This is a genomic window from Coleofasciculus sp. FACHB-1120, assembly GCF_014698845.1.
Taxonomy (GTDB): Bacteria; Cyanobacteriota; Cyanobacteriia; order Cyanobacteriales; family FACHB-T130; genus FACHB-T130.
Window position 1 is genome coordinate 121699 of the sequence record NZ_JACJTV010000006.1, and the last position, 23166, is coordinate 144864.

26 protein-coding genes are annotated in these 23166 nt (G+C 46.8%); 9 read left to right on the forward strand and 17 right to left on the reverse strand.

All coding sequences use genetic code 11. The annotated features are described in order from the left end of the window. Nucleotides 1-67 precede the first annotated feature (67 nt). From H6H02_RS08680 to H6H02_RS08690, 3 genes are all read right to left on the reverse strand, one after another. The gene (locus H6H02_RS08680; RefSeq protein WP_190816621.1) at nt 68-865 is read right to left on the reverse strand and encodes a hypothetical protein; all 798 of its coding nucleotides are present in this window, start codon (nt 863-865) and stop codon (nt 68-70) included. A gap of 317 nt (nt 866-1182) precedes the next feature. Further along, a complete protein-coding gene (locus H6H02_RS08685) occupies nt 1183-2844 on the reverse strand; it encodes a D-Ala-D-Ala carboxypeptidase family metallohydrolase (RefSeq protein ID WP_190816623.1) in 1662 nt (553 codons plus the stop codon). 242 nt (nt 2845-3086) lie between these two features. Further along, on the reverse strand, nt 3087-4013 hold the full coding sequence (locus H6H02_RS08690) for a retropepsin-like aspartic protease (protein ID WP_190816625.1): 927 nt from the start codon (nt 4011-4013) through the stop codon (nt 3087-3089). Nucleotides 4014-4150: 137 nt separating this feature from the next. Between H6H02_RS08690 and H6H02_RS08695 the strand changes: the two genes are divergently transcribed. The 3 genes from H6H02_RS08695 to H6H02_RS08705 all read left to right on the forward strand — a co-directional run bounded on the left by H6H02_RS08695 (nt 4151) and on the right by H6H02_RS08705 (nt 6343). After that, nucleotides 4151-4315, forward strand: coding sequence for a hypothetical protein (locus H6H02_RS08695; protein WP_190816627.1), 165 nt, complete (start codon nt 4151-4153; stop codon nt 4313-4315). 156 nt (nt 4316-4471) lie between these two features. Beyond that, nucleotides 4472-5557 carry a DUF3474 domain-containing protein gene (locus tag H6H02_RS08700; protein WP_347342587.1) on the forward strand — a complete coding sequence of 362 codons (1086 nt, stop codon included), beginning with the start codon at nt 4472-4474 and terminating at the stop codon, nt 5555-5557. A gap of 231 nt (nt 5558-5788) precedes the next feature. Next, nucleotides 5789-6343, forward strand: coding sequence for a peroxiredoxin (locus H6H02_RS08705; protein ID WP_190816631.1), 555 nt, complete (start codon nt 5789-5791; stop codon nt 6341-6343). 266 nt (nt 6344-6609) lie between these two features. Here the strand turns inward: H6H02_RS08705 and H6H02_RS08710 are convergent, their stop codons facing one another. The 8 genes from H6H02_RS08710 to H6H02_RS08745 all read right to left on the reverse strand — a co-directional run bounded on the left by H6H02_RS08710 (nt 6610) and on the right by H6H02_RS08745 (nt 11833). Beyond that, nucleotides 6610-6936: a WGxxGxxG family protein gene (locus tag H6H02_RS08710; protein WP_190816633.1), complete on the reverse strand. Its 327-nt coding sequence runs from the start codon at nt 6934-6936 to the stop codon at nt 6610-6612. Nucleotides 6937-7058: 122 nt separating this feature from the next. Continuing rightward, nucleotides 7059-7364, reverse strand: a complete 306-nt coding sequence (locus tag H6H02_RS08715; protein WP_190816635.1) for a WGxxGxxG family protein — start codon at nt 7362-7364, stop codon at nt 7059-7061. A 171-nt stretch (nt 7365-7535) separates the two neighbouring features. Next, nucleotides 7536-8585, reverse strand: coding sequence for a UDP-3-O-(3-hydroxymyristoyl)glucosamine N-acyltransferase (lpxD, locus tag H6H02_RS08720; protein WP_190816637.1), 1050 nt, complete (start codon nt 8583-8585; stop codon nt 7536-7538). A gap of 116 nt (nt 8586-8701) precedes the next feature. Beyond that, nucleotides 8702-9964, reverse strand: coding sequence for an aminoacetone oxidase family FAD-binding enzyme (locus H6H02_RS08725; RefSeq protein WP_190816639.1), 1263 nt, complete (start codon nt 9962-9964; stop codon nt 8702-8704). 57 nt (nt 9965-10021) lie between these two features. After that, on the reverse strand, nt 10022-10186 hold the full coding sequence (rd, locus tag H6H02_RS08730) for a rubredoxin (RefSeq protein WP_190816641.1): 165 nt from the start codon (nt 10184-10186) through the stop codon (nt 10022-10024). Nucleotides 10187-10419: 233 nt separating this feature from the next. After that, the gene (locus H6H02_RS08735; protein ID WP_190816643.1) at nt 10420-11211 is read right to left on the reverse strand and encodes a ChaB family protein; all 792 of its coding nucleotides are present in this window, start codon (nt 11209-11211) and stop codon (nt 10420-10422) included. A gap of 148 nt (nt 11212-11359) precedes the next feature. Then, the gene (locus tag H6H02_RS08740) at nt 11360-11551 is read right to left on the reverse strand and encodes a hypothetical protein (protein WP_190816645.1); all 192 of its coding nucleotides are present in this window, start codon (nt 11549-11551) and stop codon (nt 11360-11362) included. Nucleotides 11552-11590: 39 nt separating this feature from the next. Then, nucleotides 11591-11833, reverse strand: a complete 243-nt coding sequence (locus H6H02_RS08745) for a hypothetical protein (protein ID WP_242040628.1) — start codon at nt 11831-11833, stop codon at nt 11591-11593. Between the two features lie 140 nt (nt 11834-11973). Between H6H02_RS08745 and H6H02_RS08750 the strand changes: the two genes are divergently transcribed. Next, nucleotides 11974-12561 carry an SRPBCC family protein gene (locus H6H02_RS08750; RefSeq protein WP_190816647.1) on the forward strand — a complete coding sequence of 196 codons (588 nt, stop codon included), beginning with the start codon at nt 11974-11976 and terminating at the stop codon, nt 12559-12561. Between the two features lie 122 nt (nt 12562-12683). Here H6H02_RS08750 and H6H02_RS08755 read toward each other — a convergent pair whose 3' ends face one another. Beyond that, entirely contained in the window at nt 12684-13127 is a 444-nt protein-coding gene (locus tag H6H02_RS08755) for a pentapeptide repeat-containing protein (RefSeq protein WP_190816649.1), read from the reverse strand. 106 nt (nt 13128-13233) lie between these two features. Beyond that, nucleotides 13234-13383, reverse strand: coding sequence for a hypothetical protein (locus H6H02_RS08760; RefSeq protein WP_190816651.1), 150 nt, complete (start codon nt 13381-13383; stop codon nt 13234-13236). 386 nt (nt 13384-13769) lie between these two features. Here H6H02_RS08760 and H6H02_RS08765 point away from each other — a divergent pair, with 386 nt between their 5' ends. From H6H02_RS08765 to H6H02_RS08775, 3 genes are all read left to right on the forward strand, one after another. Beyond that, the gene (locus H6H02_RS08765) at nt 13770-13913 is read left to right on the forward strand and encodes a hypothetical protein (RefSeq protein WP_190816653.1); all 144 of its coding nucleotides are present in this window, start codon (nt 13770-13772) and stop codon (nt 13911-13913) included. An 11-nt stretch (nt 13914-13924) separates the two neighbouring features. Next, nucleotides 13925-14119 carry a hypothetical protein gene (locus tag H6H02_RS08770; RefSeq protein WP_190816655.1) on the forward strand — a complete coding sequence of 65 codons (195 nt, stop codon included), beginning with the start codon at nt 13925-13927 and terminating at the stop codon, nt 14117-14119. Between the two features lie 108 nt (nt 14120-14227). Then, on the forward strand, nt 14228-16591 hold the full coding sequence (locus tag H6H02_RS08775; protein WP_190816657.1) for a response regulator: 2364 nt from the start codon (nt 14228-14230) through the stop codon (nt 16589-16591). A 201-nt stretch (nt 16592-16792) separates the two neighbouring features. On the opposite strand, the gene H6H02_RS08780 is transcribed toward H6H02_RS08775, so the two are convergent. Together H6H02_RS08780 and H6H02_RS08785 are read right to left on the reverse strand one after the other, a co-directional pair. Continuing rightward, entirely contained in the window at nt 16793-18640 is a 1848-nt protein-coding gene (locus H6H02_RS08780; protein ID WP_190816659.1) for a serine/threonine-protein kinase, read from the reverse strand. Between the two features lie 246 nt (nt 18641-18886). After that, nucleotides 18887-19678: a TIGR00297 family protein gene (locus H6H02_RS08785; protein ID WP_190816661.1), complete on the reverse strand. Its 792-nt coding sequence runs from the start codon at nt 19676-19678 to the stop codon at nt 18887-18889. A 228-nt stretch (nt 19679-19906) separates the two neighbouring features. Between H6H02_RS08785 and H6H02_RS08790 the strand changes: the two genes are divergently transcribed. Beyond that, a complete protein-coding gene (locus H6H02_RS08790; RefSeq protein ID WP_190816788.1) occupies nt 19907-20338 on the forward strand; it encodes a VOC family protein in 432 nt (143 codons plus the stop codon). On the opposite strand, the gene H6H02_RS08795 is transcribed toward H6H02_RS08790, so the two are convergent. Further along, on the reverse strand, nt 20268-20957 hold the full coding sequence (locus H6H02_RS08795; protein WP_190816786.1) for a triacylglycerol lipase: 690 nt from the start codon (nt 20955-20957) through the stop codon (nt 20268-20270). The genes H6H02_RS08790 and H6H02_RS08795 overlap by 71 nt on opposite strands. Before the next feature lie 460 nt (nt 20958-21417). On the opposite strand from H6H02_RS08795, the gene H6H02_RS08800 reads away from it, so the two are divergent. Further along, nucleotides 21418-22011 carry a hypothetical protein gene (locus H6H02_RS08800; protein ID WP_190816663.1) on the forward strand — a complete coding sequence of 198 codons (594 nt, stop codon included), beginning with the start codon at nt 21418-21420 and terminating at the stop codon, nt 22009-22011. A gap of 42 nt (nt 22012-22053) precedes the next feature. Here H6H02_RS08800 and H6H02_RS08805 read toward each other — a convergent pair whose 3' ends face one another. After that, entirely contained in the window at nt 22054-23139 is a 1086-nt protein-coding gene (locus H6H02_RS08805) for a tetratricopeptide repeat protein (protein WP_190816665.1), read from the reverse strand. Nucleotides 23140-23166: the final 27 nt, after the last annotated feature.

The following is a 23166-nucleotide window of genomic DNA, read 5'->3' on the forward strand; positions in this document are numbered from 1 at the left end:
TTCAACCGCCCGGTGCAAGATGCAACTAAAGAATAACTGAGTAAAATCCACCCTTTTTTCCAAAATCCTAGCGCTTCGTGCGAATGGTGACATTACCGCCTTCACTTAATTGTTCTAGCACTAACAAAGGTGTCGGCTTCGCTTTTTGATCCCATTGTAGTTTCGCAAGACGACCCTGAATTGTTGGTTGCCAAGTATCGTGATCTTCCGCTGGGCTGAGGAAGGTTTCAATACAATCAATAATTTGGCTAATTGTAGCAGAAGTCGCTTGAGTAGGTAATTTCATTAACTTGATTTGAATGCGAAAAAGCACCCGCTTAGAGCGCTTCGTGCCCTCTCCTGTCTCATAAATGACATCAAAAATTTCGTCAACTTGGCGTCCGGCTGTACTGGCAATTCCTACCGATGCTTGCGATGCTTGTGTAGGGCGCAGGGCGATAGTGATTAAGTCTTTTACTCTGACTTTGATTTGATTAACAATGGCAAAGTGAAATACCTCTTCATCCATTCGCATTCTGAGGTAATCCAGGTTGAACTCCCGTGAGTTAACTAAGTCAGGATTGCTTTCCATTCTATGAATAGAGTCAAGTGCCAACTTTAACTTTTTTTGGAGGTCTTTGACTTTGAAATCCTGGATCTTGGCTCTCTTCATCGTTTCGTCATATTTGATCTTGACAAATACTGCTCCAGCAATGAGAAGTAACAGCAGTCCTCCGGAAGTGTACATCCAGATGGGAGCGGGTTGAGCGCTGACGGCGGCGGCTGGTTGGGCGGTTTGAGTTTTTTTGACAGGGGCTTTAGGTTGAACCTTCTTGGCAGGGGTTTGAGCCAATACCAAGTCAACAAAAAGGATCGGAGTGGACATAGTCGCTAGCCTAAAAGAAATTGATGTCTATTTTTAGGATGCCCAAAAAAGGAGCAATTACAAAGTAAAAAGTATGAAAGATAAATAATCAAGTGTGAAATTCTGGCAAATCATTTTTGGGAAAGCGGCTTGACTCTTAGTTTAGGCTCAAATCAGCCTTCATTAGACCTGACTTGAAAGCGCTGTTAGCCAAGTCTGCGCGATCGCGCAGACTTGACAAAACCAGAGAGACTTTCATCGTAGTAGCACGGAAAGATTTGTCAGCCAGTCCGAACCCTTGAAAGGGGAGCTTTTGTGTCCTTCTTGGTTGCCTAATTTTAGTTTCGCCAGCGTGCCCGGTAGCTTCGCGCATCAATATGACACAGGTTCGGGAAGCTGGTGTAACGACCCAAACCACCAGGCCACCAAGGGTCGAGAGACCAGTAAAGTTGATCGCCAGAAAGACCTTCACACAGAAAGTCAATCGCATCTCCAACAATATGACGGCTGTATCTTGCGCCGCCAACGGCACGATTGATCGCTGGAGGTCGATACCAGCTAGTGATGATGAAGGGTCGTCCAATGCGATCGCGTGCCCTTTGCGCCAGTCTTGCGATCCGGATCATGGAATCCAACGTCGCTTGGTTCGGAGGCATCCGGGTACCGCCGTGGGTGGCTTCCGCCCAGGTAAAGTTACCATCCGGAATGATGGGGGCAGACAGCTGAATATTCCTCAACGTCCACCTATCAGGACGCTTGGCGACAGCGATGGGGACGGGCTTGGGTGCGGCATCTGGAGAATCTTTCCGAGCCTGATTCATGCGTTTGAGATCGTCAAACAAGGAGCGAATGGCTTGATCTCTGGTCGGCAAATTGCGCCAAAGTTGAACCAGGCGGATTAAAGCTTCCCGTTGGTGGTCTAATTCTTTGTACTCGATCGGCAGACGTCGGGCAAAAGTCAGCAAGTCTCGATCCATCTGGGCGGCAAGATTCGCCAGCCTGGTGCGATCGCTCGTCGTGCCACTTAGCAATAGGGGATCGATTCCCAAGGATGCCAGCGCGGAAGAGCGAGAGTCCAACTTTCGCCAGATCCGAACTAATTCAGTGAGAGCGTTGCGTTGGTTGCCTGAAGCTTGATAATACTGCGGGATGCGCTGGATAAAGGCAATCAGGGCAGGATCGACAATTTTAATCCCTGTATCGGCAGAGGTGTTGTTTTTCAAAGAAGCGATCGCCACTTCCCGCGATTCTAGCTGACGCCACAGATGGGCTAGCCGCAGCAGAGCTTCTCGCTGATAGGGATAACCGGAGTAATTGGGAGAAATGCGCTGGATAAATTGCTTGAGGGGAACATCCAACTGGGACTCCTCAAAGTTATCTCCAAGCACAGTGCCAGGAGACAGCAAAGACGCGATCGCAGCTTCCTGCGTATCCATCTGACGCCACATCCGCACCGCTTCCAGGGCAGCATCCCGTTGGTGAGGCAAGCCAGTATAGTATTCCGGAACTCGCTCTACTAGCGTCAGTAGTGCCTTATCCAGGTAGGCAAGATTTTGGGGCAAGCCTTCCGCACTGAAATCGGTTTCAATATCCTTCAGATAAGCTGGCAGTAATGCTTTGGCATCGCTGGCTTCCAACCGTGCTGCTGTCGGGTCGCTTGCTGGCGGTACATAACCATCAGCCACCGCTTGAATAAAGCGATCGCTATAGCGCCCTTTTTGGGCGTCCCACAGATCCGCTCCTTTCCACCCCTGAGCGACCAGATTGTTGCTTAAACTGCGGATAGTATTCGCAGCATATTGCACTTGTTTGGGAAAAGAATCCACCCCCTGTAAAGGAATGCGGTTAGCCGGGGAGATGCCCAGCCCCGTTTCTCCGTCCGAAAGCTGCGGTGAAGATAGCACTTGATAAAGCGCTGCCAGAATCGGCTTGTGAATGCCAGTTCGTTCTGCTTCTAAGAGGTAGTAGTAATTGCGCTGGTCTGGTGTCAGTGTTGGCATAGCCAGTTTTAATAACCCACTTAACCACTCTATGACTTTGGCACCCGTTCCGAAGCATTTTCGGAGTGATTATCTAGAGAAATATCAATCAGTGCGATCGCTATCTACCGAAAGGGTACGTTGATGCCCCAAGCTTTCGCCTTTCGGATACAGAAGCCAGAAAATCCAGCGCCCTCCCTTGTAGGGGAGGGTTGGGGAGAGGTCAAAATGCGCTGTAACCAATTGAAAAGCGCGATCGCTCTTCAGCGCTGGCGACGAAACTCCACCACATCTTTTTTAATGGTGATGTCATAGCCGTCATAGAAGTCATGTCCTAGCAGCCCAATGTCCAAGTCGGGTTGTCCGATTCCAACTAGCACATCTTTGACGAGATTCCCACCCAGTTGAATCGAATTAACAAACCCAAAGTATATCCCAGCCACTCCATTCGCCGTCTTCACGTTCGCCATTCCTACAGGTTTCACCTTTAGGTCATAAGCCATCTGTCGGGTGATCAACGTTTTACTTGCCCCTGTATCCAGAAACATTTCATATTTCTTTTTGCCATCAAATGTCACGTCAACAACAGGAATCGTGTCCCCTTGTCGGCGTTTGATGGGAACTGTGAAAAAGGGTTTGTTAACGATTGCAGGCCCAATGGGTTTGGGCTTGGGCGGAGGAGCCGCTTGTTTCTGAGCCGAGGCTAGAAAGCGCTGGTATTGAGGCAGCTTCTTTTGAGCGATCGCATGGTTGCGGCTAGAGGTTGGCACAGCTTTCATTAACCCAATTGCCTCTTGCCATCGGCTGGCAACTAATTGCCAATCATCTCGGCTTTTGGCAGATTCACTAATCGCGATCGCGCCAAGGGCAGTATCAATCGCTTCGTTATAAGTGTCAGGACCAGTCTTAATCGGTTGGTTAACGGGTGTTTTTTTACTTGCCGTTGATGCTTTTGGCTTAGCTGTTGATGCTTTTGGCTTAGCTGCTGAGACGGGTTTAGCCGGTTTAGTAACAGCAGCAGAACTGGCAACAGCCGCGACGGGACTTGCGCTAGCAGCAGGAGTCGCTGGGGCTGAGGCTGCCGGTGGGCTAGGAGGGGTGGCTGGATCGTTATTACAGCCAAGAATCCCAAACGCTAGGGAGCTGGATAGAACAATCAGGGTGGTACGGCTTTGAGAGAGTTTCCACATGATTAATCGCCCGATCTTATAAGCAATTTATTTTGGAGAGGACGCAGCTTTTCTGGCAAGACGGCTCTTACTACACCCTAAGGTAAGATTTTTCCGCAGATTTTTCCGGATTTAACCAGTTTCTTTTTGTTTAATGATTGTTTAACTTGTCAATTGCGATCGCTTCCTTTAAACTCTTCATGCCGGAGGGAGCCGATCGGCTGCCCGACCTGCCTGCCCGACAAGTCGTAATTGCTGACCCGTTCAAGCCAGTCCCTCAATCAGTGGCTGAATCCAAGTGTATTTGTTCCATACCATACTAAATGCTACATAAGCAACCGCATTTTCCGCAGAATAGATTTTGTAGGTAAACAACAGCCATACTCTTGACTAATCAGTCCTTATAGCGTCAATTGCACTGATGGCGCGGCTGTAGAATAATGCCTTTTGGTCTACAGTTACGTAAAATTGGAAACTTCGTGCAATCTAAACTCATAGAGTTAAATAATCCTCTCGAAGAAGACTTATATTCGGGTCACTCAGAACCCCCCTTTACCCTTCAAGACTTGAAAGCCGCCATTCCCCCAGAGTGCTTTGTGCCCTCCACCAAGCGATCGCTGTTCTATTTTGTAGTGGATGTAGGGATAATCGGCATCCTCTACGCGATCGCCAGCTATCTGGATTCCTGGTGGGTTTGGCCTGTATTTTGGTTGGCGCAGGGAACGATGTTCTGGGCGTTGTTTGTCGTCGGACACGACTGCGGTCACGGTTCTTTTTCCCGAAAGAAATGGGTAAATAACCTGATTGGACATCTAGCGCACATTCCCATCCTCGTGCCCTTTCATGGGTGGCGTATCAGCCACCGAACTCACCACAAAAATACCGGCAACATTGACACGGATGAAAGCTGGTATCCCGTGACAGAAAGCCAGTATCGGGAGATGCCCGGGTATGAAAAATTTGTCCGCTTTAACGCCTTAGCCTTACTGGTGGCTTATCCTTTGTACTTGTTTAAAGGGACTCCTGGAAAGCCGGGTTCTCACTTTCTCCCTAGCAACCCTGTGTTTCGACCCTCAGAAAAATGGGATGTCATCACTAGCGCCACCCTCTGGACGCTGATGCTGGGTTGCTTGGGCTGGTTAACTTATCAGTGGGGCTGGATGTGGCTGGTCAAATACTATGTAGGTCCCTACGAGGTTTTTGTTGTCTGGCTGGCATTGGTAACATTTCTGCACCACACCGACCCAGATATTCCTTGGTATCGTGGCAAAGACTGGTATTTTCTCAAGGGTGCCTTATCTACGATTGACCACGACTATGGGTTTATCAATAATATCCACCATAATATTGGCACCCATGTAGCTCATCACCTATTCCTCAACATGCCTCACTACCATCTGAAGACAGCGACTGAGGCGATTAAACCCATTTTGGGCAATTACTACCGAAAATCTGAGCGGTCAGTTTTCCAAGCCTTCCTGCGCTCTAACCCTTCTTGCCATTTTGTAACCGATACAGGGGCGAAGGTTTACTACAAACCTAAAAAAGAACTCCAAGAAGGCTAATCCAGTCATTTCCTGAGTTCGTAGTAGGGGCGCAAAGCTTTCCGCCCCTACTTGAGTTTTAAGACAATCTTGAGTTTCTTCCCAACGCGATCAACCCTTGCCTCTACGGTAAATGAACCCTTTAGAGCCAGCCTGACAGAATACAACCTCAATTAACGACGAATATTCGGATAAGAGTGGAGAGCGAATAAAATTGTAAACTTATGTTAAGTTCAGTTCTCGCTTTCCATCATGAATTCTCGTCGCATCTTCCTCAATACTCTATTCGCAAGTTTTTTTGCCCTCATCACCTGGTTGAGCATTACACCCTCAGTGGCTGCACTCGGCGGCAAGCTGCCCACGGTAAATCAATCGGCTCCAGAGTTTACCTTGCCAACGAATACCGGCGATGGCGAAGTCTCCCTCTCGGATTACCGAGGTAAATGGGTGGTTCTCTACTTTTATCCCCAAGACTTCACCTCTGGTTGCACTCTAGAAGCCCGCAGATTTCAGCAAGACTTACCGAAATACCTGGATAAAAATACTCAAATTATTGGCGTGAGTGCTGATTCTGTCGATTCTCATGCCAAGTTCTGCGATTCAGAAAAGCTGAAGTTTCCGCTGCTGGCTGATACGGATGGCAAGGTGAGCAAAGTTTACGGTTCTTGGATTGGATTTGTCTCGATGCGCCACACCTTCATTGTCGATCCACAGGGAGTGCTACGCGAGACATTTACAGGAATAAACCCTGCAATTCACAGTACCGAGGTTTTGGCGCGTCTCAATGAATTGCAAACAGCATCCTAAGGGTTAAGGGGAAAAGGAAAGGTTTAATTAAATCGAATGGTGTTGAGCTTTTGCCCTGGAATAATAGCTAGCCTTAAAATAATGATTTGTGAAGGCGAGATTCTTGACTGCTTAGAGTAGTCAGGAATCTCAACCGCTAGCATCTTAAAAAAATCATCAATAGACAAAATCACTGGCGGAGACAAACCTCCACCAGTGATTTTTAAAGTTGTTTCTAAAACGTAGTTATCAATGCTTACGTGACTACGGCGAAACTACGTTATGCTTTACCGACGATAAGTAGAAGAAGTGGCTTCGTTAGGGTCGCGGTAAGCTACACGTTCGTCGTTTTTACGACCGGAAAGACCTGCTAAACCCGCTAAACCTAGCAATCCTAACCAACCCCAATTAAAATCGCGATCGCCTTCGTAATTGGTAGTCGTTACACCTTGGTTAGGCGTAGTGGTCGTGGTATCCGGAGCGGTATTCGTGGTAGTGTCCGGAGAAGTAGTTGTATCAGTCTGGGCGGAAGCAGGTAGGGTCATAGGAACCAAAGCGACGCTAGCTGCAAGAACACCAGCACTTAACAATTTTGGCAAGTTTGAAACTTTCATCTGTAAATCTCCTGTTCTCATGTTTCCAATCGATGGATTTCCAACAGGATCGCCATCAAGAAAATTGGTTTTAAAAGTGACGGATAGACATTAAACGTCTATGAAGAAGCTGTGAATCAGCTTTAGCGGCGATAAGTAGAGGAACCTACTTCATTCGGGTCGCGGTAAGCAGTCGGTTCGCTGTTCTTACGACCAGCCAGACCTGCTAATCCAGCTAGACCCAGCAATCCTAACCAACCCCAATCAAAACCGCGATCGCCTTCGTAATTTGTAGTTGTTACGCCTTGGCTAGGAGCAGTGGTGGTGGTATCAGGTGATGTAGTAGTCGTATCAGTCTGGGCGGAGGCAGGTAGGGTCATGGGAACCAAAGCGACGCTAGCTGCAAGAACACCAGCACCCACGAATTTCGACAAGTTTGAATTTTTCATGTGTAAATCTCCTCTTTTGTTACTCTTAATTTATACGAGTATCACGAGAGTCCAAATCCCTCTATAGCTGGAAACTCCTGCTTCTGTTTGTTATCACTCAAGAGATAGAAAAAGCCTTTTGTAGGGGATGGATATATACGGCTAAAGCCGTATATACATTTACTGGAAATTTTATTTCTTGTCTCCCAGGTGCCGCTGTAACTGCCGGAGAGTTTGATACATCTCCGGTAGACGATGGTAGATGGCTGCTGCTTTAAGGAATACTTTGTGGGGAATCGCTGGGACGCCAGTGACAATGGCACCCGGTTCGATATCATTGTGGATGCCTGCTTTGGCGGTCGCGATCGCGCCATCTCCAATATGCGCTTGATTCGCAATCCCCACCTGTCCAGCTAACAGCACCCGATTGCCGACAGTCACGCCGCCTGCCATCCCCACCTGTCCGGCTAAGGCACAGTTAGAGCCTACCTTACAGCCGTGACCGATATGTACTAAGTTATCAATTTTGGTGTTGTGGGCAACGCGGGTTTCTCCCACAGCAGGGCGGTCAATAGTGCTATTGCAACCCACTTCGACGCCATCTTCCAGAACAGTGTAGCCAGACTGCTCCATTTTGAACCAGCCAGTCGGAGTGGGGACAAACCCAAAGCCTTCCGCACCGAGGACGGCACCGCTATGAATCACGCAATCTGCGCCGATGCGGGTGCGTTCGTGGATGGAACAATTGGCGTGCAATACCGTGCGATCGCCTATCTGCACGTCTGGGTAAATGACTACATTCGGGTGAATGATGACAGCATTTCCAATCTCTGTTCCCGCCTCAATGACTGCATGAGCGCCGATGTAAACATCTTGACCAATTTTGGCGTCGGGATGAATCACTGCGGTGGGATGGATTGCAGGTGCTGGGTGGAAGGGTTTATAGAAAAGCGCGATCGCTGCGGCAAACATTAATCGCGGATCGGATACTGCAATCCAGGCAATTCCCCGTTCAGAAGCTTGTGCTTGCAGCTTTTCATCCGGCGGTAAAATTAAGGCACTGGCAGAGGTTTTCCCCACAAAAGCCGCAAATTTTCCGCCCTCTATGTAGCTAAGGGTGCCAATGGTAGCCTCATCGACAGGTGCCACTCCCGTAATTTCCGGGTTGCAATCTGTATGGGAGGTCAAACTATTGCAGGCGGCAGCAGCACCCAGTTTTTCGACAATCTCGTGAAATTTCATTGGCATATTCATGGACAACGGTAAATGAATTGGCAGTTATACAAGAGATTCATTAAGAATTTGCACCGCCAAGACACAATTAAAAATTAAATCTTCGGCTTTTTAAGTTTTAAGTTTTAATTTTTAATTTCTTCGTTGCCCATTGCTTGACCCGCTAAGTAAGCAGTCGTCCAGGCACTCTGAAAGTTAAAGCCGCCCGTGACGCCATCAATATCAAGGATTTCTCCAGCAAAGTAAAGCCCCGGACAGACGCGGCTTTCCATCGTCTTGAAGTTCACTTCCTTTAAGTTAATGCCGCCACAGGTGACAAATTCTTCCTTAAAGACACCCTTCCCTTGAATTTGATACTTACCCTCGGAAAGTTCTTGAATAAGCTGATTGAGAACTTTATTGGATAATTCCGCCCAGCGCTGTTCCCCACTAATCCCAACAGCAGCAATTAAACTCTGCCAAAGGCGTCGAGGCAAGGGAAGCGGACAGCTGGTAGAAATGGCGCGTTGGGGCAATTGGGACTTAACTGCTAAGAGCATTTCCCGCAATTTTTCTGGGTTGTACTGGGGTAGCCAATTAATTTGCAACGTTGTCTGATAATTGCAATCATGCAGCACTCTGGCAGCCCAAGCAGACAGTTTCAGGGCAGCCGGGCCACTCAAACCCCAGTGGGTAATCAGTAATGGTCCGATTTGTTCTAACTGAGTTTTACCAACCCCTAAACGCAGCCGCGCACTTTCTACGCTGACTCCGGCTAAATCTTGCAACCGGGAGTCGGAAATCGTAAAGGTGAATAGAGAGGGAACGGGTGGTTCAATCGTGTGTCCTAAAGTTTTTGCCCAGCGGTAGCCTTGGGGATTGCTGCCGGTAGCGAGGAGAATGCGATCGCACTGGAGGATCTCTCCAGACTTCAACTTGATTTCAAAGTCGGTGTTGAGTGGTTGATTCAATGAAGTCACTTGCCGAAAAATCTGATCAACAGGTGTCCCCCTGCGAATCTGCACTCCAGATGCCCTTGCTGCTTCAAAGAGACAATCCACAATGGTTTCTGAACTATCTGTGACGGGAAACATCCGTCCATCCGGTTCAGTTTTCAACTCGACACCGCGATCGCTAAACCAAGCGACTGTATCTTTAGCTTGGAAACGACTAAAAGCCCCCCGAAGTGCTTTCCCGCCTCTGGGATAATATTGCACTAAACCAGCGGGGTCAAAGCAAGCATGAGTAACATTACATCGCCCACCGCCAGAAATCCGAACTTTCGCTAAGGGTTGTCGCCCTGCTTCTAACAAAATTACTTGCGCGTGGGGATAAGTTTCGGCACAGGTAATTGCACCAAAAAAACCCGCTGCCCCACCGCCAATCACTACTACTTTTAAAGGTTGCACAATCCAACTATTACCGATGTCACGGAATATTTTCCGTACAGATGCGATATCATCTTTCTACCCGTCGTATGGTTCAAAATCCGCTTTTGTGGCTCCACACGTAGGACATACCCAGTCGTCCGGGATATCTTCAAATGCCGTACCCGGTGCGATACTGCTATCTGGGTCTCCCTCTTGTGGATCGTAGATGTAGTTGCAAACTGTACATATATACTTCTTCATTATCGCTCCTCAACATTTGCCTATACATAATACTAAAAGCCGACGTAATCGAAATTACATCGGCTTTTGCAGAACACATTGTTCATCTTCGAGGTTTATCTTCGAGAAACTTAAGTTTTGAGCCAAGGACTATCGCTGAATGGCACTAACTTAAGGCAAATCAAAAGTTTTGAAACCCGCTCAGGCGGGTTAATTCTCGTGTAGGCGCGCTTTCAACCGCCCAGTTGAGAAGGCTACAGCTTTGCTTTAGCCTTCGACCAAAAGCCGTGTTCATCTTGTTCAAATTGCTCAGAAACAACATCCCAGGCATGATGTTCGGCTTTGGATTCATCGCTAGAGTCCTCTAGCGCTTTGTTGTAATTGGCAATAAATGTCCTTTGAGCATCCTCTGAAAGGTGAGAACGAACTTCGGGGGACAAATCGGCAGGAGTTTCTAGTTTTCCAGCGCGTTTGCGGGGTAATGTGGTTTCGCTGGTATGGACTTCTTCGCCACCAGCACTTTCTAGCAGCAGCTGAATTTCACCAGATTGATTGGCAGGGACTTCCACAACGACCAAAAAATCTCCAGCTTCGACGCGAGTTTGATAAATGGCAGCTTTATCTTCTGGCATTCCCAAAGCGACCAAAGCGGAGACTAAACCAGCGCCCGCTGCACCCGCTAACGCGCCACTTGCTGCACCCAGCAACGCCGCACCAATAGGTCCTGCCGCGACGACTGACCCCACAAAAGGAATGAACAGCACTCCCACGCCAGTCAGCAAACCTAGGGCTGAACCAAACAAGGAACCAAAGATGCCTCCGCTTCTCAGCCCGCCTAAAATCACATCTTTTTTGGTGATGAATCCAGCGATGCGGGTTTCAGAATGAAAGTTTTTGCCGATTACTGAAATATCGTCGCGGGAAATCCCGCGATCGAGCAAGCGGCGAATCACGCTTTCAATTTGTTCGCGATCTTTGAAAACGCCTGAGATACTGCGTTCTACAGTGGAAATACTTGGCTGTGTAATTGGGTTTGTCGCGGTCATGCACTTCTCCAGAAATTTGTTTTTTAATTTTTGTTAATTTCTCTTGGAGAATAGCGAACATGACAATTCCAGCGAATCGCCCCGAAGGTTGAGATTAAATGTATTTAAAGATACTAAATGACTTAATAAAGTTTGAAAGAGAAAGCAATTATCGGCGAGTGCGCTGAACGCCGTAAGTAATCCCAGAAGCAATTGAAAGCAAAATTAATATCCAGATAACGCCGCCTGGGATGAACGTGAGAATTCCAAATCCTCGCAACAGATACACCGCAATTGTCAGCCCTAGAACACTGGCAAAAATAGAAGAAATCAGGGTTTCGGGGTTAGGAGTTTGGCTCACAGACTCGACCAAATAAATGGTTAAAACAGAATATTGCGATCAGCCACGTCCGCCCAAGCTGCGAATGCCGCCGAGGATACCAGCCCCCAAGGTAAAGAGAACTAACGCCCAGATGACGTAGTCAGGAAGCTGCTTCAGAACGCCCGATCCTTTCAGCACCACGATAATCGCTGTAATCACTAATGCAATGCCAGCGATATACAACAAAATTGCGGTTCCTGGGTTGGGAGAGCGGCTCACGTTCCTTGGCTCCTGAAATGCTTGAGGAATTATGGTCATCATTGTTACATAACTGAGTTGCTGAAACAGCGATGTAGGATCAAATTAAGAAGATTAGCCAACGCACCTTGCCTTCCAAGTCTGGGACAACCTGTGTTAGCTTGACATCGAATTACTATTGATTGAGGAGTAGCTGAGTCAGTATGAGTATACTTTTTCCGTCGGACTCGATGGATGCCGCCTCAGACTTGTCGCTGAGAAAGAGATACTCAACGGCGCTTTTGCAAGGTGAGATTTTGATAGAAACGCAAATGCGTTCTACTTGGGGGGGTGCTGTTACTGCCCAGATGTATTTGCCAATCGAGCGATCGCGCGTTTGGCAGCAAGTGACAGACTATCCCCGTTGGGTGCAATATTTCCCAGATGTTACTCACTCTGAGGTACTGCACCCCACCGTCTCCTCGCCTGTTGGCTTACCAGAAGGGGCGAGTTTCAAGAGTGTTTACCAAGTTGCTACGAAAACTTTCCTGTTTCTCAGTCTTCAGGTTGAGGCTTACCTGAGGGTATCTGAGATCGTGCAGCAGCAAATTCATTTTCGCTTGGAAAAAGGTACTTTTACCGATTTCTGTGCTGACTTAAGTTTGCAAGATTACGAGAATGGCACTTTGCTCACTTATACAGTAAAAGCAACGCCCAATATCCCGGTGCCGTCAATTTTCATCGAACAGGCAATGCAACTAGAATTGCCTGTAAATATGCGAACCATGCGCCAGGTGATGTGCGGCAGTTAAAAGAGGCGATCGCGTGTAATGGTGATGTGCGGCAGTTAAAAGAGGCGATCGCGTGTAATGCCAAATGACCTGGATGATCGGGCGATCGCAACAAACACCTGGCAGAATTGTTCATCGGATATCTACCTGGTCTGGTATAAATTAGCACTATTAAAGTCAGCCCCAAGCAAGTTGGCATTTCTTAGCTTGGCACCTGTCAAGTTAGCAAATCTCAAAGTCGCTTTTTGCAGGTCAGCACCTTCTAAGTTGGCATCCGTTAAGCGCGTAAATCTTAGGCTGGCATTTTGTAAATTAGCATTTTTGAGCTGGGCGCGGTCTAAGTCAGCTACGTATAAATTAGCACCAGCCAGATTGGCTCCGGTTAGGTTGGCTTTCCTCAAATTAGCCCGTTGCAAGTTGGCTTCTCTTAAGTCAGCACCCCTTAAATCAGCACCGGAAAGGTTGCACCCTACACATTCTTTCGTTTCCAGCAATCGTTTGACGTGTCCCAAATTTGCCGCTTGTGCGGGCATCGCTAACCATAGCGGCACTGATAAAGCAGCGGAAACCAGTAGTGTGAGTTTCATGACGTTTGTCGCCTCCTACGCTTATTATCCAGCGAGGCGTTATCTATGAGGAGAAAGAGAACCGCCATATCTGTCTATCCGGTTTATTCTATCCGGTTTAGTTGGTCTAATCGTTAGGACTTCCCCAGAGATCCCGCTTGCATCCCCGCAAAGAGAGCGCCGCGATCGCTTGACTAATGCTAGAAAAACGGAGACTTTTCCAGTTCCCTAATCGCTTTTTAATGGCTTTTCCGATCGAGTCGCCATATATAGCCATCCTATTTTACTTGTAAGTTCCTAGCCCTTCAGATCCGCGACTTCTTAAAAAAGTCGCGGCTCTCGTCTTTACGAATCATTTACAACTGCTCTATACATGACGCAAGAGATAAGTATGAAAAATTTAACAAACTTTTAATATCAAGAACGCAAACAAAAGCTTGGGTCATTACAGAGTTGAAAAGTTTACAAATTTGTTACTCTTCTTGACGAATACTGATGTAATTTTATGAAAGGAAAATATCTTAAAATCTATATAAAGGGAGATGGATTTTAGCCTCGAACTAGGAATAAAAAAAGAAACCATTAAAAAGGGGGTTAGAAATTGCTAAATCCTCTCGATTAAAGGAAGCTCATAAATCCATCATCGGACGCGAGGTTATTTGGTTGCAGCAAGTTTTAATTAACTTACTTGGCAATACAGTCAAGTTTAGAGAAATTGGCGCTATAACTTTCAAAGTAAGCGATCAGGCGGAGAAAACCCGGTTTCAGGGGGAAGATACAGCCATTGGCATTGCACCGGAGCAATAAAAGAAATATTTTTGTCATTCCAGCAGGCAAACGACAAGAGTCGCGAGACTGAAGCCAGGGAATTAGGACTGGCAATTCATTCAACTAATGGGTGGCAAACTGAAAGTCAAGAGTATCCTCCCCCTGCCGAGGAGATATCCATCTTGCTCGATCTAGGTAAGGAAAGGCGATCTCAGAGGCATCAATTGAGCGATCGCGTACCTTGAGGTGTTGGATCGGCAATGAGTAACGTTTCCCTCCCATCTTCGTCAACTCGCCAAAGGTTTTAAAGGGAAACAAGTCCTGAAGTTTATTAAAGAATTTAAGAGGTATGAATGAGTGTTGATACAGTTGAAAAAGGAGTCATCTTAATCGTCGATGACACTCCAACTAATTTAGAAATGTTGTTTGATTTCTTGGCGCATTCCGGCTTCCAAGTTTTGGTAGCTGAAGATGGAGAAAGTGCAATTGAAAGCGCCGAATATGCTTCGCCTGACCTAATTTTGTTGGATGTCCTCATGCCCGGAATAGATGGGTTTGAAACTTGTCGCCGCCTAAAAGCAAATCAATTAACCCAAGATATCCCCGTAATTTTTATGACCGCGCTGAGTGAGACAGTGGATAAGGTCAAAGGGTTGAATCTTGGGGCGGTAGATTACATTACTAAACCGCTACAGCATGAAGAAGTTTTAGCCCGTGTCAGCATCCATCTGCGCCTGCGTTGCTTGACCAAAAAACTGATAGACCAAAATGTACGTTTAGAACAGGAGATATGCGAACGCAAACAAGCAGAAGCAGAACGAGAGCGAGCATTTATAGCGCTCCAGGAAAGCGAAGCTCGATTTAGATGCTTGGTTGAGTCGAATATCATTGGGATTATTTTCGCAGATTTTCGGGGCAACATTACCGAAGCGAATGATGCCTTTCTACAGATGGTGGGATATGAGCGGGAGGAACTGCGAACCGGAGGTTTGCGTTGGAACGAAATAACTCCGCCAGAATATCGCCATTTAGACGAAGGCGCGATCGCACAATTCTTCAGTTCTGGCATTTGTACTCCCTACGAGAAAGAATTTATTTCCAAAGATGGTCGCCGCGTTCCAGTGATGATTGGTGCAGCGCTGATGGAACCATCTCAACCAAACGTTGTCGGTTTTGTCCTTGACATTACCGAGCGCAAACAAGCAGATCGGAAAATCCAAGAACAAGCGGCTTTGCTTGATATTACAAGCGATGCAATTCTCGTCCGCGACCTGAACAACCAAATTCTATTTTGGAACAAAGGGGCTGAACGTTTATACGGATGGAAGACAGAAGAAGTTTTTGGCAAGAATGCTAATCAACTTTTATACAAGGAAATTTCACCACAACTCCAAAAAAATCAGAATATTCTTGCCCAAGAAAACGAGTGGCAGGGTGAATTGCATCAAGTCACAAAAGACGGGAAAAATATTATCGTTGCAAGTCGCTGGACCCTCGTTCGGGATGAAGAAGAACAACCCAAATTTATCCTGACTGTTAATACCGATATTACAGAGAGGAAACAACTCGAAGCCCAGTTCCTCCGGGCACAGCGCATGGAGAGTATCGGCACTCTGGCAAGCGGGATTGCCCACGATCTCAACAATGCCCTAGCGCCTGTATTAATGTCTGTTCAAATCTTGGAACACAAACTTCAGGATGAGCAGAGTCAGCGAATACTCAAAACACTAGAAACCAATACTAAACGAAGTGCCGATCTTGTTAAACAAGTGCTGTCGTTTGCGCGAGGAGTCGAAGGTAAGCAAACCACTCTGCAAGCAAGGCACATTATTAAAGAAATTGAGCAGATTGTTAAACAGACGTTTTCTAGAGCGATTGAAATCCGCACCGATATCCCGATGCTCGATCTTTGGACTATTTCTGGGGATGCGACTCAGCTGCACCAAGTATTGATGAATCTCTGCGTAAATGCTAGGGATGCGATGCCAAACGGGGGAACTCTAGAGCTTAGTGCCAGGAATCTGTGGGTTGATGAACACTATGCTCGGATGAATCTTGACGCTAAGGTTGGCCCTTACGTTGTCATTACCGTATCCGATACAGGGATGGGAATCTCAAGGGAAATAATAGATAGAATCTTCGAGCCATTTTTCACAACAAAAGAGATAGGACAAGGTACTGGCTTAGGTCTTTCAACGGTCATAGGTATCATTAAAAGTCACGGTGGATTTGTGCAGGTACTGAGTGAGGTAGGAAAAGGAACGCAGTTTTATATTTACTTACCAGTAACGCAGGCAACGGTAACTGATGAAATGAAAAGCTTGCATCAGGAATTACCCAGAGGACAAGGAGAATTAATTCTCGTTGTTGATGATGAATATTCCATTCGAGAACTTACAAAAATTTCTCTAGAAACATACAATTACAAGGTTTTAACCGCTACTGATGGAGTGGAGGCATTGGTGCTATATGCAGAACACAAGCAAGATATTAACGCTGTATTAGTTGATATGATGATGCCTGCTATGGATGGTATAACTACTATCCGGGCTTTGCAAAAAATTGATCCGCAGGTCAAGATTATTGCAGTTAGCGGACTTACATCTAATTACCAGATAACTGAAATTGCTGGCAATAACGTCAAAACCTTTTTACCAAAGCCCTATACGTCAGAGGAATTGTTGAAAAATATACAGGTGGTTCTTAATGCAAATTAAAAAATTTTGTTTTCCTATGATTGGTAGCTTTTCAGATACCCGACTTGTTAAAGAAGTCGGGTATCTCGCCTTCACGAATGATTCAGGAATGCTATAGTTGCAGCTCAATTTTATCCAACGACCAAAGAATGTACTAGGAGCGATCGCGCTTTACATCAGTTCTCGTCCAGTTGATCGCGCTTTGCATCAGTCCTTACCCAGTTAATCGCACCGCCAAATCTTGATAGTCTTGTCCTCGCTGCCACTGACTAAAGTCTGCCCATCCGGGCTAAAAGCAACTGAATAAACCAAATTTGAATGCCCTCTGAGGGTGTGAATCAGCTTACCACTATCAATCGACCAATTCTGAATGGTGTTGTCTCCACTACCACTGGCAAGAGTCTGCCCATCCGGACTAAAAGCGACGGAGCAAACTGAATTTGAATATCCAGTGAGGCTGTGAATCAGCTTACCAGTCTCCAAGTGCCAAAGCTTGATAGTCTTATCTCCACTACCACTGGCAAGAGTCTGCCCATCCGGCCTAAAAGCAACAGAATAAACCCGGCTTAAATGCCCTGTGAGAGTCTGAATCAGCTTGCCACTGCCCACCTGCCACAGCTTGATAGTGTAATCCTGACTGCAACTGGCAAGAGTTTGCCCCTCCGGACTAAAGGCAACGGAAAAAATATAGTCTAAGTGCCCCGTAAAATCGCGAATCAGCTTGCCACTGCCCACCTGCCACAGCTTAATGGTTTTGTCCCCACTACCACTAGCTAGAGTCTGCCCATCCGGACTAAAAACAACAGAATGAACCCACCTTGAATGCCCCGTGAAAGTGCGAATCAGCTTGCCACTGTCTACCTGCCACAGTTTAATGGTGCTGTCTCCACTACCACTAGCTAGAGTCTGCCCATCTGGACTGATAGCTATAGAACGAACCCAACTTGAATGCCCCGTGAGAGTGTGAATCAGCTTGCCACTGTCCAACTGCCACAGCTTAATGGTTCTGTCATTGCTGCAACTGGCAAGAGTCTGCCCATTCGGACTGATAGCTGTAGAACGAACCCAGCTTGAATGCCCTATAAGAGTGCGGATACATATCCAATTCTGGGGCTTGAGCGGTGGTGGCGCAGGTGCTGTCGCTTGTAGTTTTGGCGGTGGTAGGGTAGATGCAGCATTTAAGTCTTTTAAGACTTCAGCGGCTGATTGATAGCGTTCTTTCACATAATCTTTCAGCAACTTATCCAAAACTTGACTCAGTTGGCTGCTGACATTTTTTCCCTTTTCCCTCAGATGCTCTTTCCATAGCCAGCATCCCTCTAATGGATCATAAAGTTCATCAAGCTTGGTTGCTGTTAGCAGATGAATGCAGGTAACGCCTAAACTGTATAAGTCACTAGCTGGATATGCTTTACCGCTGCGAAATTGTTCGATGGGTGCGTAGCCTTCTGTGCCAGCTTTCGTGCCTGTTTTAGTTAAACCAGTGCCGACTGTTAATTTTTTAGAAATTCCGAAATCAATTAGGACAAATTTGCCATCTCTTTTACGTTTAATAATATTCGTCGGCTTGATATCCCGGTGAATCACCTGATGTTCGTGGACAAATTGCAGCACCGGCAACAAATCATTTAATAAATCTCGAATTTGCTCTTCTGTGAATGCTTCCTGCCGTTCCAAGACTTGACCTAATTCCTGCCCTTCGATATATTGCTGTACCAGATACAGGCGTTTATCTTGCTCGAAATAGGCAAATAAACTGGGAATTTGTGGATGTTGTTCTCCCAGTTGGAGTAACTGCCTCGCTTCTTGCTCAAATAGCTGGGTTGCCTTCTGCATTGCCGCTGAATTGCCTTGAATTTCTGGCACTGGCAAAAATTGCTTAATTACACAAGCAGCTTTCAGCCTGTCTGCATCTTCAGCCAAGAAAGTTCTGCCAAATCCACCCTCCCCTATTGGCGCGATCGCACGATATCGATCCTTGAGCAGTAACTTCGTTCCGCAACTTGTACAAAAATTTGTCTCAACAGGGTTTTGAGGCTTCTTGCAAGCTGAATTCAGGCAATAGCTCATACACAGCAAAGCTCGGCGGATTGAGTTTATGATAGAGCTTTTTGTGGGGCGAACATCTCTGCTGTCCTTGTTACCAGGTAAGGTGGAGACAGAAAAATCGCTGCCTTGCATTGCATCGTGCGATCTCTAACTTAACCTAAAGTTAAAATTTATCTTTCAATTGATAATACTTTTAAAAGTTGACATCGTGCATCTTATCAACGTCAGCAGCCATCTAGTTAAAAACTACTCAAAATCATCCCAGTTTCAAGCAATTCCCGCAGTAGTCAGACTAAACGAGTGCCATGCTAAGGCAAACAAAATTGCCGCGATCGCGCCAATGAATGTATTTATAAAATTCACGACTTCATTGGTAAGCCAACTATATTGAGATTGCAGCGTAGCACCGATGACACTTTCCAAATTGGTCGCAATAAACGCTGCTACTACGCACCAAACCACCCCGATGAAATCGATTGTACCGACGCCCCAGCCAACAAGAGCGATCGCAACCGATGCCACCACTCCAGCGATTGTTCCCTCTAAAGAGACCGCCCCTTCTGTTCCCCTGGCTACAGGTTGTAAGGTCGTAATCAAAAACGTCCGTTTACCATAAGCTTTCCCGACTTCACTGGCGCAGGTATCCGAAAGCTTAGTGCTAAAGCTGGCTACATAGCCCAGCAGTAGGAAAGGCAGCCATTGAGGTTGCCCTAAATAACTCACCAGTAGCGTTCCTAAGGCGCATAGAGTGCCCGTGAGGGCGGAACCCCAGACATTCTCTGGTCCCCGCGCCCCAGACCGTTTCTCGGCGATTCCCTCGGCTTCTTTTTGAGCCATGCCGATGCGCGTGACGGCAGAACCTACGAGAAAATAGAACATCACGACTAAATACCCCTGCCAGCCGAGGGTACCCCAGATAATGACGCCCAGCGCCCAAGCGTGGAGGAATCCGGCGGGAGTCAGTAACTTTTTAGGGGCGAAATACGCGATCGCTAACAAAACTGTATTTAATCCCACTGCAACTAACCAGGGATTGAAAGAATTAATTGTAGAAAGCATCTGTAAAAATCTTGAATTCATAACACTCTTTCACAATACTCTTGCTCGTGAGAGAGGTGCAAAAAGGAACCCTAGGTGAAGGATGTATTTATCGCCATTAATCGGCGCTTGCACCGCAAGGAGGGACATAGCAGTGCCATGCCCTTACAGAATGATGGCACTGCCATGCCTCTAGAGAATGTTAGAAGCGCAACATATTCCACCCAACTGAGAAACGCGATATTACCGATGAACCCAACAATCTTTCATCTTGCTTTTCCCATCTCCGATGTTGCCCAAGCCAAAGCGTACTATGCCGATGGACTTGGCTGCCAAGTTGGGCGTGAAACCCGCGATGCCTTAATTCTGAATCTCTACGGTCATCAGCTGGTAGGTCACGTTAGCAAAGAACCAATTATCCCGCAACGAGGGATTTATCCCAGGCACTTTGGGCTGGTTTTTACATCAGTTGCTGACTGGGAAAGCTTGCTAGAACGGGCACAACAGCAACAGTTGCACTTTTATCAGCAGCCGAAACATCGCTTTCCAAGTCAACTGACCGAACATCGCACCTTCTTCCTCGAAGATCCGTTTTATAACCTGATGGAGTTTAAATACTACTCTCATGCCGAGGCAATTTTCGGGGTGCGGGAGTATGCCGAGATTGGCGATTCTCGTTAGCAGACGTTACGCGATCGCGCTTCAGCGGTTCTAAAAGTGCTTTCTCCACAGCCTTAACCCCCTTGGCATCTGTAATCATCCACGGATGCAGCAGGATCGGCACCTGTAAATTTTGACCGACAGGCATTTGCGAACTATTCGGTGGCAGAATGATTAAATCAAAAGGCGTCCAGATCGAGGTGAAATTCAGCTGTTCCAGCATCGCCACATCTCGATTTAAATCTTGTAGAAAAGCACTATCAGGACGCATCTGAACGCAGCCAAGCCCTGCGTGAAAGTAGCCCGCCCAAGTTCCGTGGTTGGGCGCTGATATGGTAATGAAGCGCTGCACTCGGTGAATGCCCCCTAGTCGCTGCACGTAGTAGCGGCTAACGATGCCTCCCATACTGAAACCGACCAAATCAAATGGTTGGTCGGGCGCAAAGGTCTTGGCAACGTAATCCTCAACCTGCTGTGCCAGAGAATCTAGACCCATCTGACCATTATTGGGGGTGAGACTGAGGTCGTATACAGACCAGCCTTGCTGCGCCAAGTAAGGAGCCATTTTATGGAAAACAGCCGCTGTGTCGTTGATACCGTGAATTAGCAATACAGGATTGCGCTTATGGGCACTGTTCATGTTGCCAGGGATTAATCTCATATAATCCCAGCTTAGACACGAGCGATCGCTACTGGGGTTGGTTTAGGACAGCCTGCCGAGTGGCTGTGGCTCCAAATCTGAGATCCATGTAAATTCTTGCAACAAAAGAAGGTTTTCCTGCGACAAGCGGCTGTTTTCTAGGAACGAACGGCTGGGTAACTGTACTTACTGAAACAAAATTTGTAAATTTTTGTGAATAAACATCTGGGAATCTTGCCTTTGTCCGCCGTAAAACTTCATAATCCGATCTGGATCGCAATTGCAACGGTAGAAACGCTTTGTCCATATCTTAGAGCAGCTGCTTTGTGAGTTGAACAGTTGAGCTGAGCAGTTGAGTTTATCTTTGGCGATACCAGTTTTGCATCAAAAATAGAATAGCTTGCTCCCATGTTTCGGGAATCAGTCAACATCGTCATTTAAATCTCAGGAGTAATACTAAATGTTTGGTTTTATCAAAAAATTGTTGGGCGGCATTACCGCTTTCATTGGTGGAATTTTTGGCTCTAAGAAATCTGAGGGAAACGAGGCGGGTGCTGCGCTACCTCGTAAGAAGTCTGGTGGATACTACATGGAGCTAGACGAGTCCAAAGACTCAAAACCAGCAGCAAAAGAGAATCAGAAGAAGCCAGAACCAGTCAAAGCCCAAGCATCAGAATCGAAAAAGCCAGAACCCGCGAAGGCATCTGCATCCGCTTCTAAATCTGCGTCTAATGGACAAAAGGATTCATCGAAGCCTCAAGCAGCCCCAGAACCTGTAGCAGCTGCATCCAAGAATTCATCAAATTCTAAAGAAGTTTCAGAACCGAAAGAAATTGCTCAAAGAACCCCAGTAGAGCTAATTCAGACGGCTGAAGGTGTTGAGGCAGTGGTTGCTGAGAAACCAGCAGAGCCTATCAACGGCAAGGGTCAAAGCCAATCCGATACCACGTTTGCTCCGAAATACTTGAACCCAATTTCTAGCTCGAATAGTCGTCGGCGTCCCGGTCCTAGCATGAGCAACTTCATGGACATGGCGCGTCAAGTCAAAAAATAATTAAAAATTAGCAGGCTTGTTGTCTAATTTTTGATTTGCTTTTTAATTCTTTGACCCTCTGAGGAAAACCAGCCCACTGTACAGTTGGAAAGCTGGGTCCCAGAGGGTTTCTTCGCGTCGGAATAAGTCGATATGAGACTTGAGACTTTTTAGCATTTCTGTACGATCTAGCGCAGTTTGGGCAAAATCTGTAAAATCTGCCCAAATCGGCGTCTGAGGTAAATGTCCTTCTAGAAAATGAAGTAAATTGTTCCAGTGACTGCGGTTGGTCGCCTGATTGGGTTGGGTCGGCTGTGGATTGAAGGTAATCCCCTGCCCAAACTGATAGTTGCTATCGCAAAGGCGAAGAATACTGCGTCTGGAAGGAAGATGCAGGTCAATTAATTGGGCATAGTCTTGGGTTTGAGTTTTCCATTGCAGTTGGCGACGAGCATCTTGGTCGATGACTTCGCCAAAAATTGGTAAGAGTCCTTGCACTTGTTGTCTGACTTCTGACCAGTTAAAGCTCAGGGAACCTGTCTGACCGTGTTCGTTCTGGCAAACAACGCTAGCTTCTGGGGAAGCCGAAAGGAAATGGCTGACGCGAAAGACGTTAAGTTTACGAACATCCGCAAGGCTTGCCCAGAAGTTGGGAATTTCAGCTTGCTGCATCTGTTGACTGTAGAATCGCAGTTCTCCTACCGGACCAGTTCGGTATAACCGCCAGCCGCGACTGGGGAGTTGTAGCCGTGCGGTGTAGGGGTCTAACTGCACGATTCGAGCCAACTGTTGAGCGGCGACCTGTTTCTTTTCGGCACTGACAGCTTCTAGAACTAAAACGCCTGCTTCTGTGTCTTCTGGGGCGGCGGTGGCTTGAGCGATCGCGTCTCGTCTTTTTTGTTGGGCGATCGCTTCTATACGTCCCAATCCTTGACGAGCTTGAGTCATAATCTTGGGATTGGTGGTTTCCCGTAGCAGCTGCCGATAGGCATTTTCTGCCGCCTCCAATTTGCCCGTTTCTTCGTACAGTCGTCCCACATAAAACTGTACTAAGGGATTTTGCGGCATCTGTTTTACCAGATGGTTGAGTAACCAGGCAACGGTTTTATAGTCTTTGCGCTCGAAAGCTTCCGCAAGTTGTTCAAGCATTACAGTAATTAAAAATTAACAATTAAA

Bases quoted from the DNA above. Each gene is read 5' to 3' on its own strand.
- H6H02_RS08715 (WP_190816635.1), bottom strand. From the start codon at position 7,364: ATGAAAAATTCAAACTTGTCGAAATTCGTGGGTGCTGGTGTTCTTGCA.
- lpxD (WP_190816637.1), bottom strand. From the start codon at position 8,585: ATGAAATTTCACGAGATTGTCGAAAAACTGGGTGCTGCTGCCGCCTGC.
- H6H02_RS08710 (WP_190816633.1), bottom strand. From the start codon at position 6,936: ATGAAAGTTTCAAACTTGCCAAAATTGTTAAGTGCTGGTGTTCTTGCA.
- H6H02_RS08775 (WP_190816657.1), top strand. From the start codon at position 14,228: ATGAGTGTTGATACAGTTGAAAAAGGAGTCATCTTAATCGTCGATGAC.
- H6H02_RS08690 (WP_190816625.1), bottom strand. From the start codon at position 4,013: ATGTGGAAACTCTCTCAAAGCCGTACCACCCTGATTGTTCTATCCAGC.
- H6H02_RS08785 (WP_190816661.1), bottom strand. From the start codon at position 19,678: ATGCTTTCTACAATTAATTCTTTCAATCCCTGGTTAGTTGCAGTGGGA.
- H6H02_RS08760 (WP_190816651.1), bottom strand. From the start codon at position 13,383: ATGGCTATATATGGCGACTCGATCGGAAAAGCCATTAAAAAGCGATTA.
- H6H02_RS08750 (WP_190816647.1), top strand. From the start codon at position 11,974: ATGAGTATACTTTTTCCGTCGGACTCGATGGATGCCGCCTCAGACTTG.
- H6H02_RS08680 (WP_190816621.1), bottom strand. From the start codon at position 865: ATGTCCACTCCGATCCTTTTTGTTGACTTGGTATTGGCTCAAACCCCT.
- H6H02_RS08780 (WP_190816659.1), bottom strand. From the start codon at position 18,640: ATGAGCTATTGCCTGAATTCAGCTTGCAAGAAGCCTCAAAACCCTGTT.
- H6H02_RS08790 (WP_190816788.1), top strand. From the start codon at position 19,907: ATGAACCCAACAATCTTTCATCTTGCTTTTCCCATCTCCGATGTTGCC.
- H6H02_RS08735 (WP_190816643.1), bottom strand. From the start codon at position 11,211: ATGACCGCGACAAACCCAATTACACAGCCAAGTATTTCCACTGTAGAA.
- rd (WP_190816641.1), bottom strand. From the start codon at position 10,186: ATGAAGAAGTATATATGTACAGTTTGCAACTACATCTACGATCCACAA.
- H6H02_RS08755 (WP_190816649.1), bottom strand. From the start codon at position 13,127: ATGAAACTCACACTACTGGTTTCCGCTGCTTTATCAGTGCCGCTATGG.
- H6H02_RS08805 (WP_190816665.1), bottom strand. From the start codon at position 23,139: ATGCTTGAACAACTTGCGGAAGCTTTCGAGCGCAAAGACTATAAAACC.
- H6H02_RS08705 (WP_190816631.1), top strand. From the start codon at position 5,789: ATGAATTCTCGTCGCATCTTCCTCAATACTCTATTCGCAAGTTTTTTT.
- H6H02_RS08685 (WP_190816623.1), bottom strand. From the start codon at position 2,844: ATGCCAACACTGACACCAGACCAGCGCAATTACTACTACCTCTTAGAA.
- H6H02_RS08800 (WP_190816663.1), top strand. From the start codon at position 21,418: ATGTTTGGTTTTATCAAAAAATTGTTGGGCGGCATTACCGCTTTCATT.
- H6H02_RS08745 (WP_242040628.1), bottom strand. From the start codon at position 11,833: ATGATGACCATAATTCCTCAAGCATTTCAGGAGCCAAGGAACGTGAGC.
- H6H02_RS08795 (WP_190816786.1), bottom strand. From the start codon at position 20,957: ATGAACAGTGCCCATAAGCGCAATCCTGTATTGCTAATTCACGGTATC.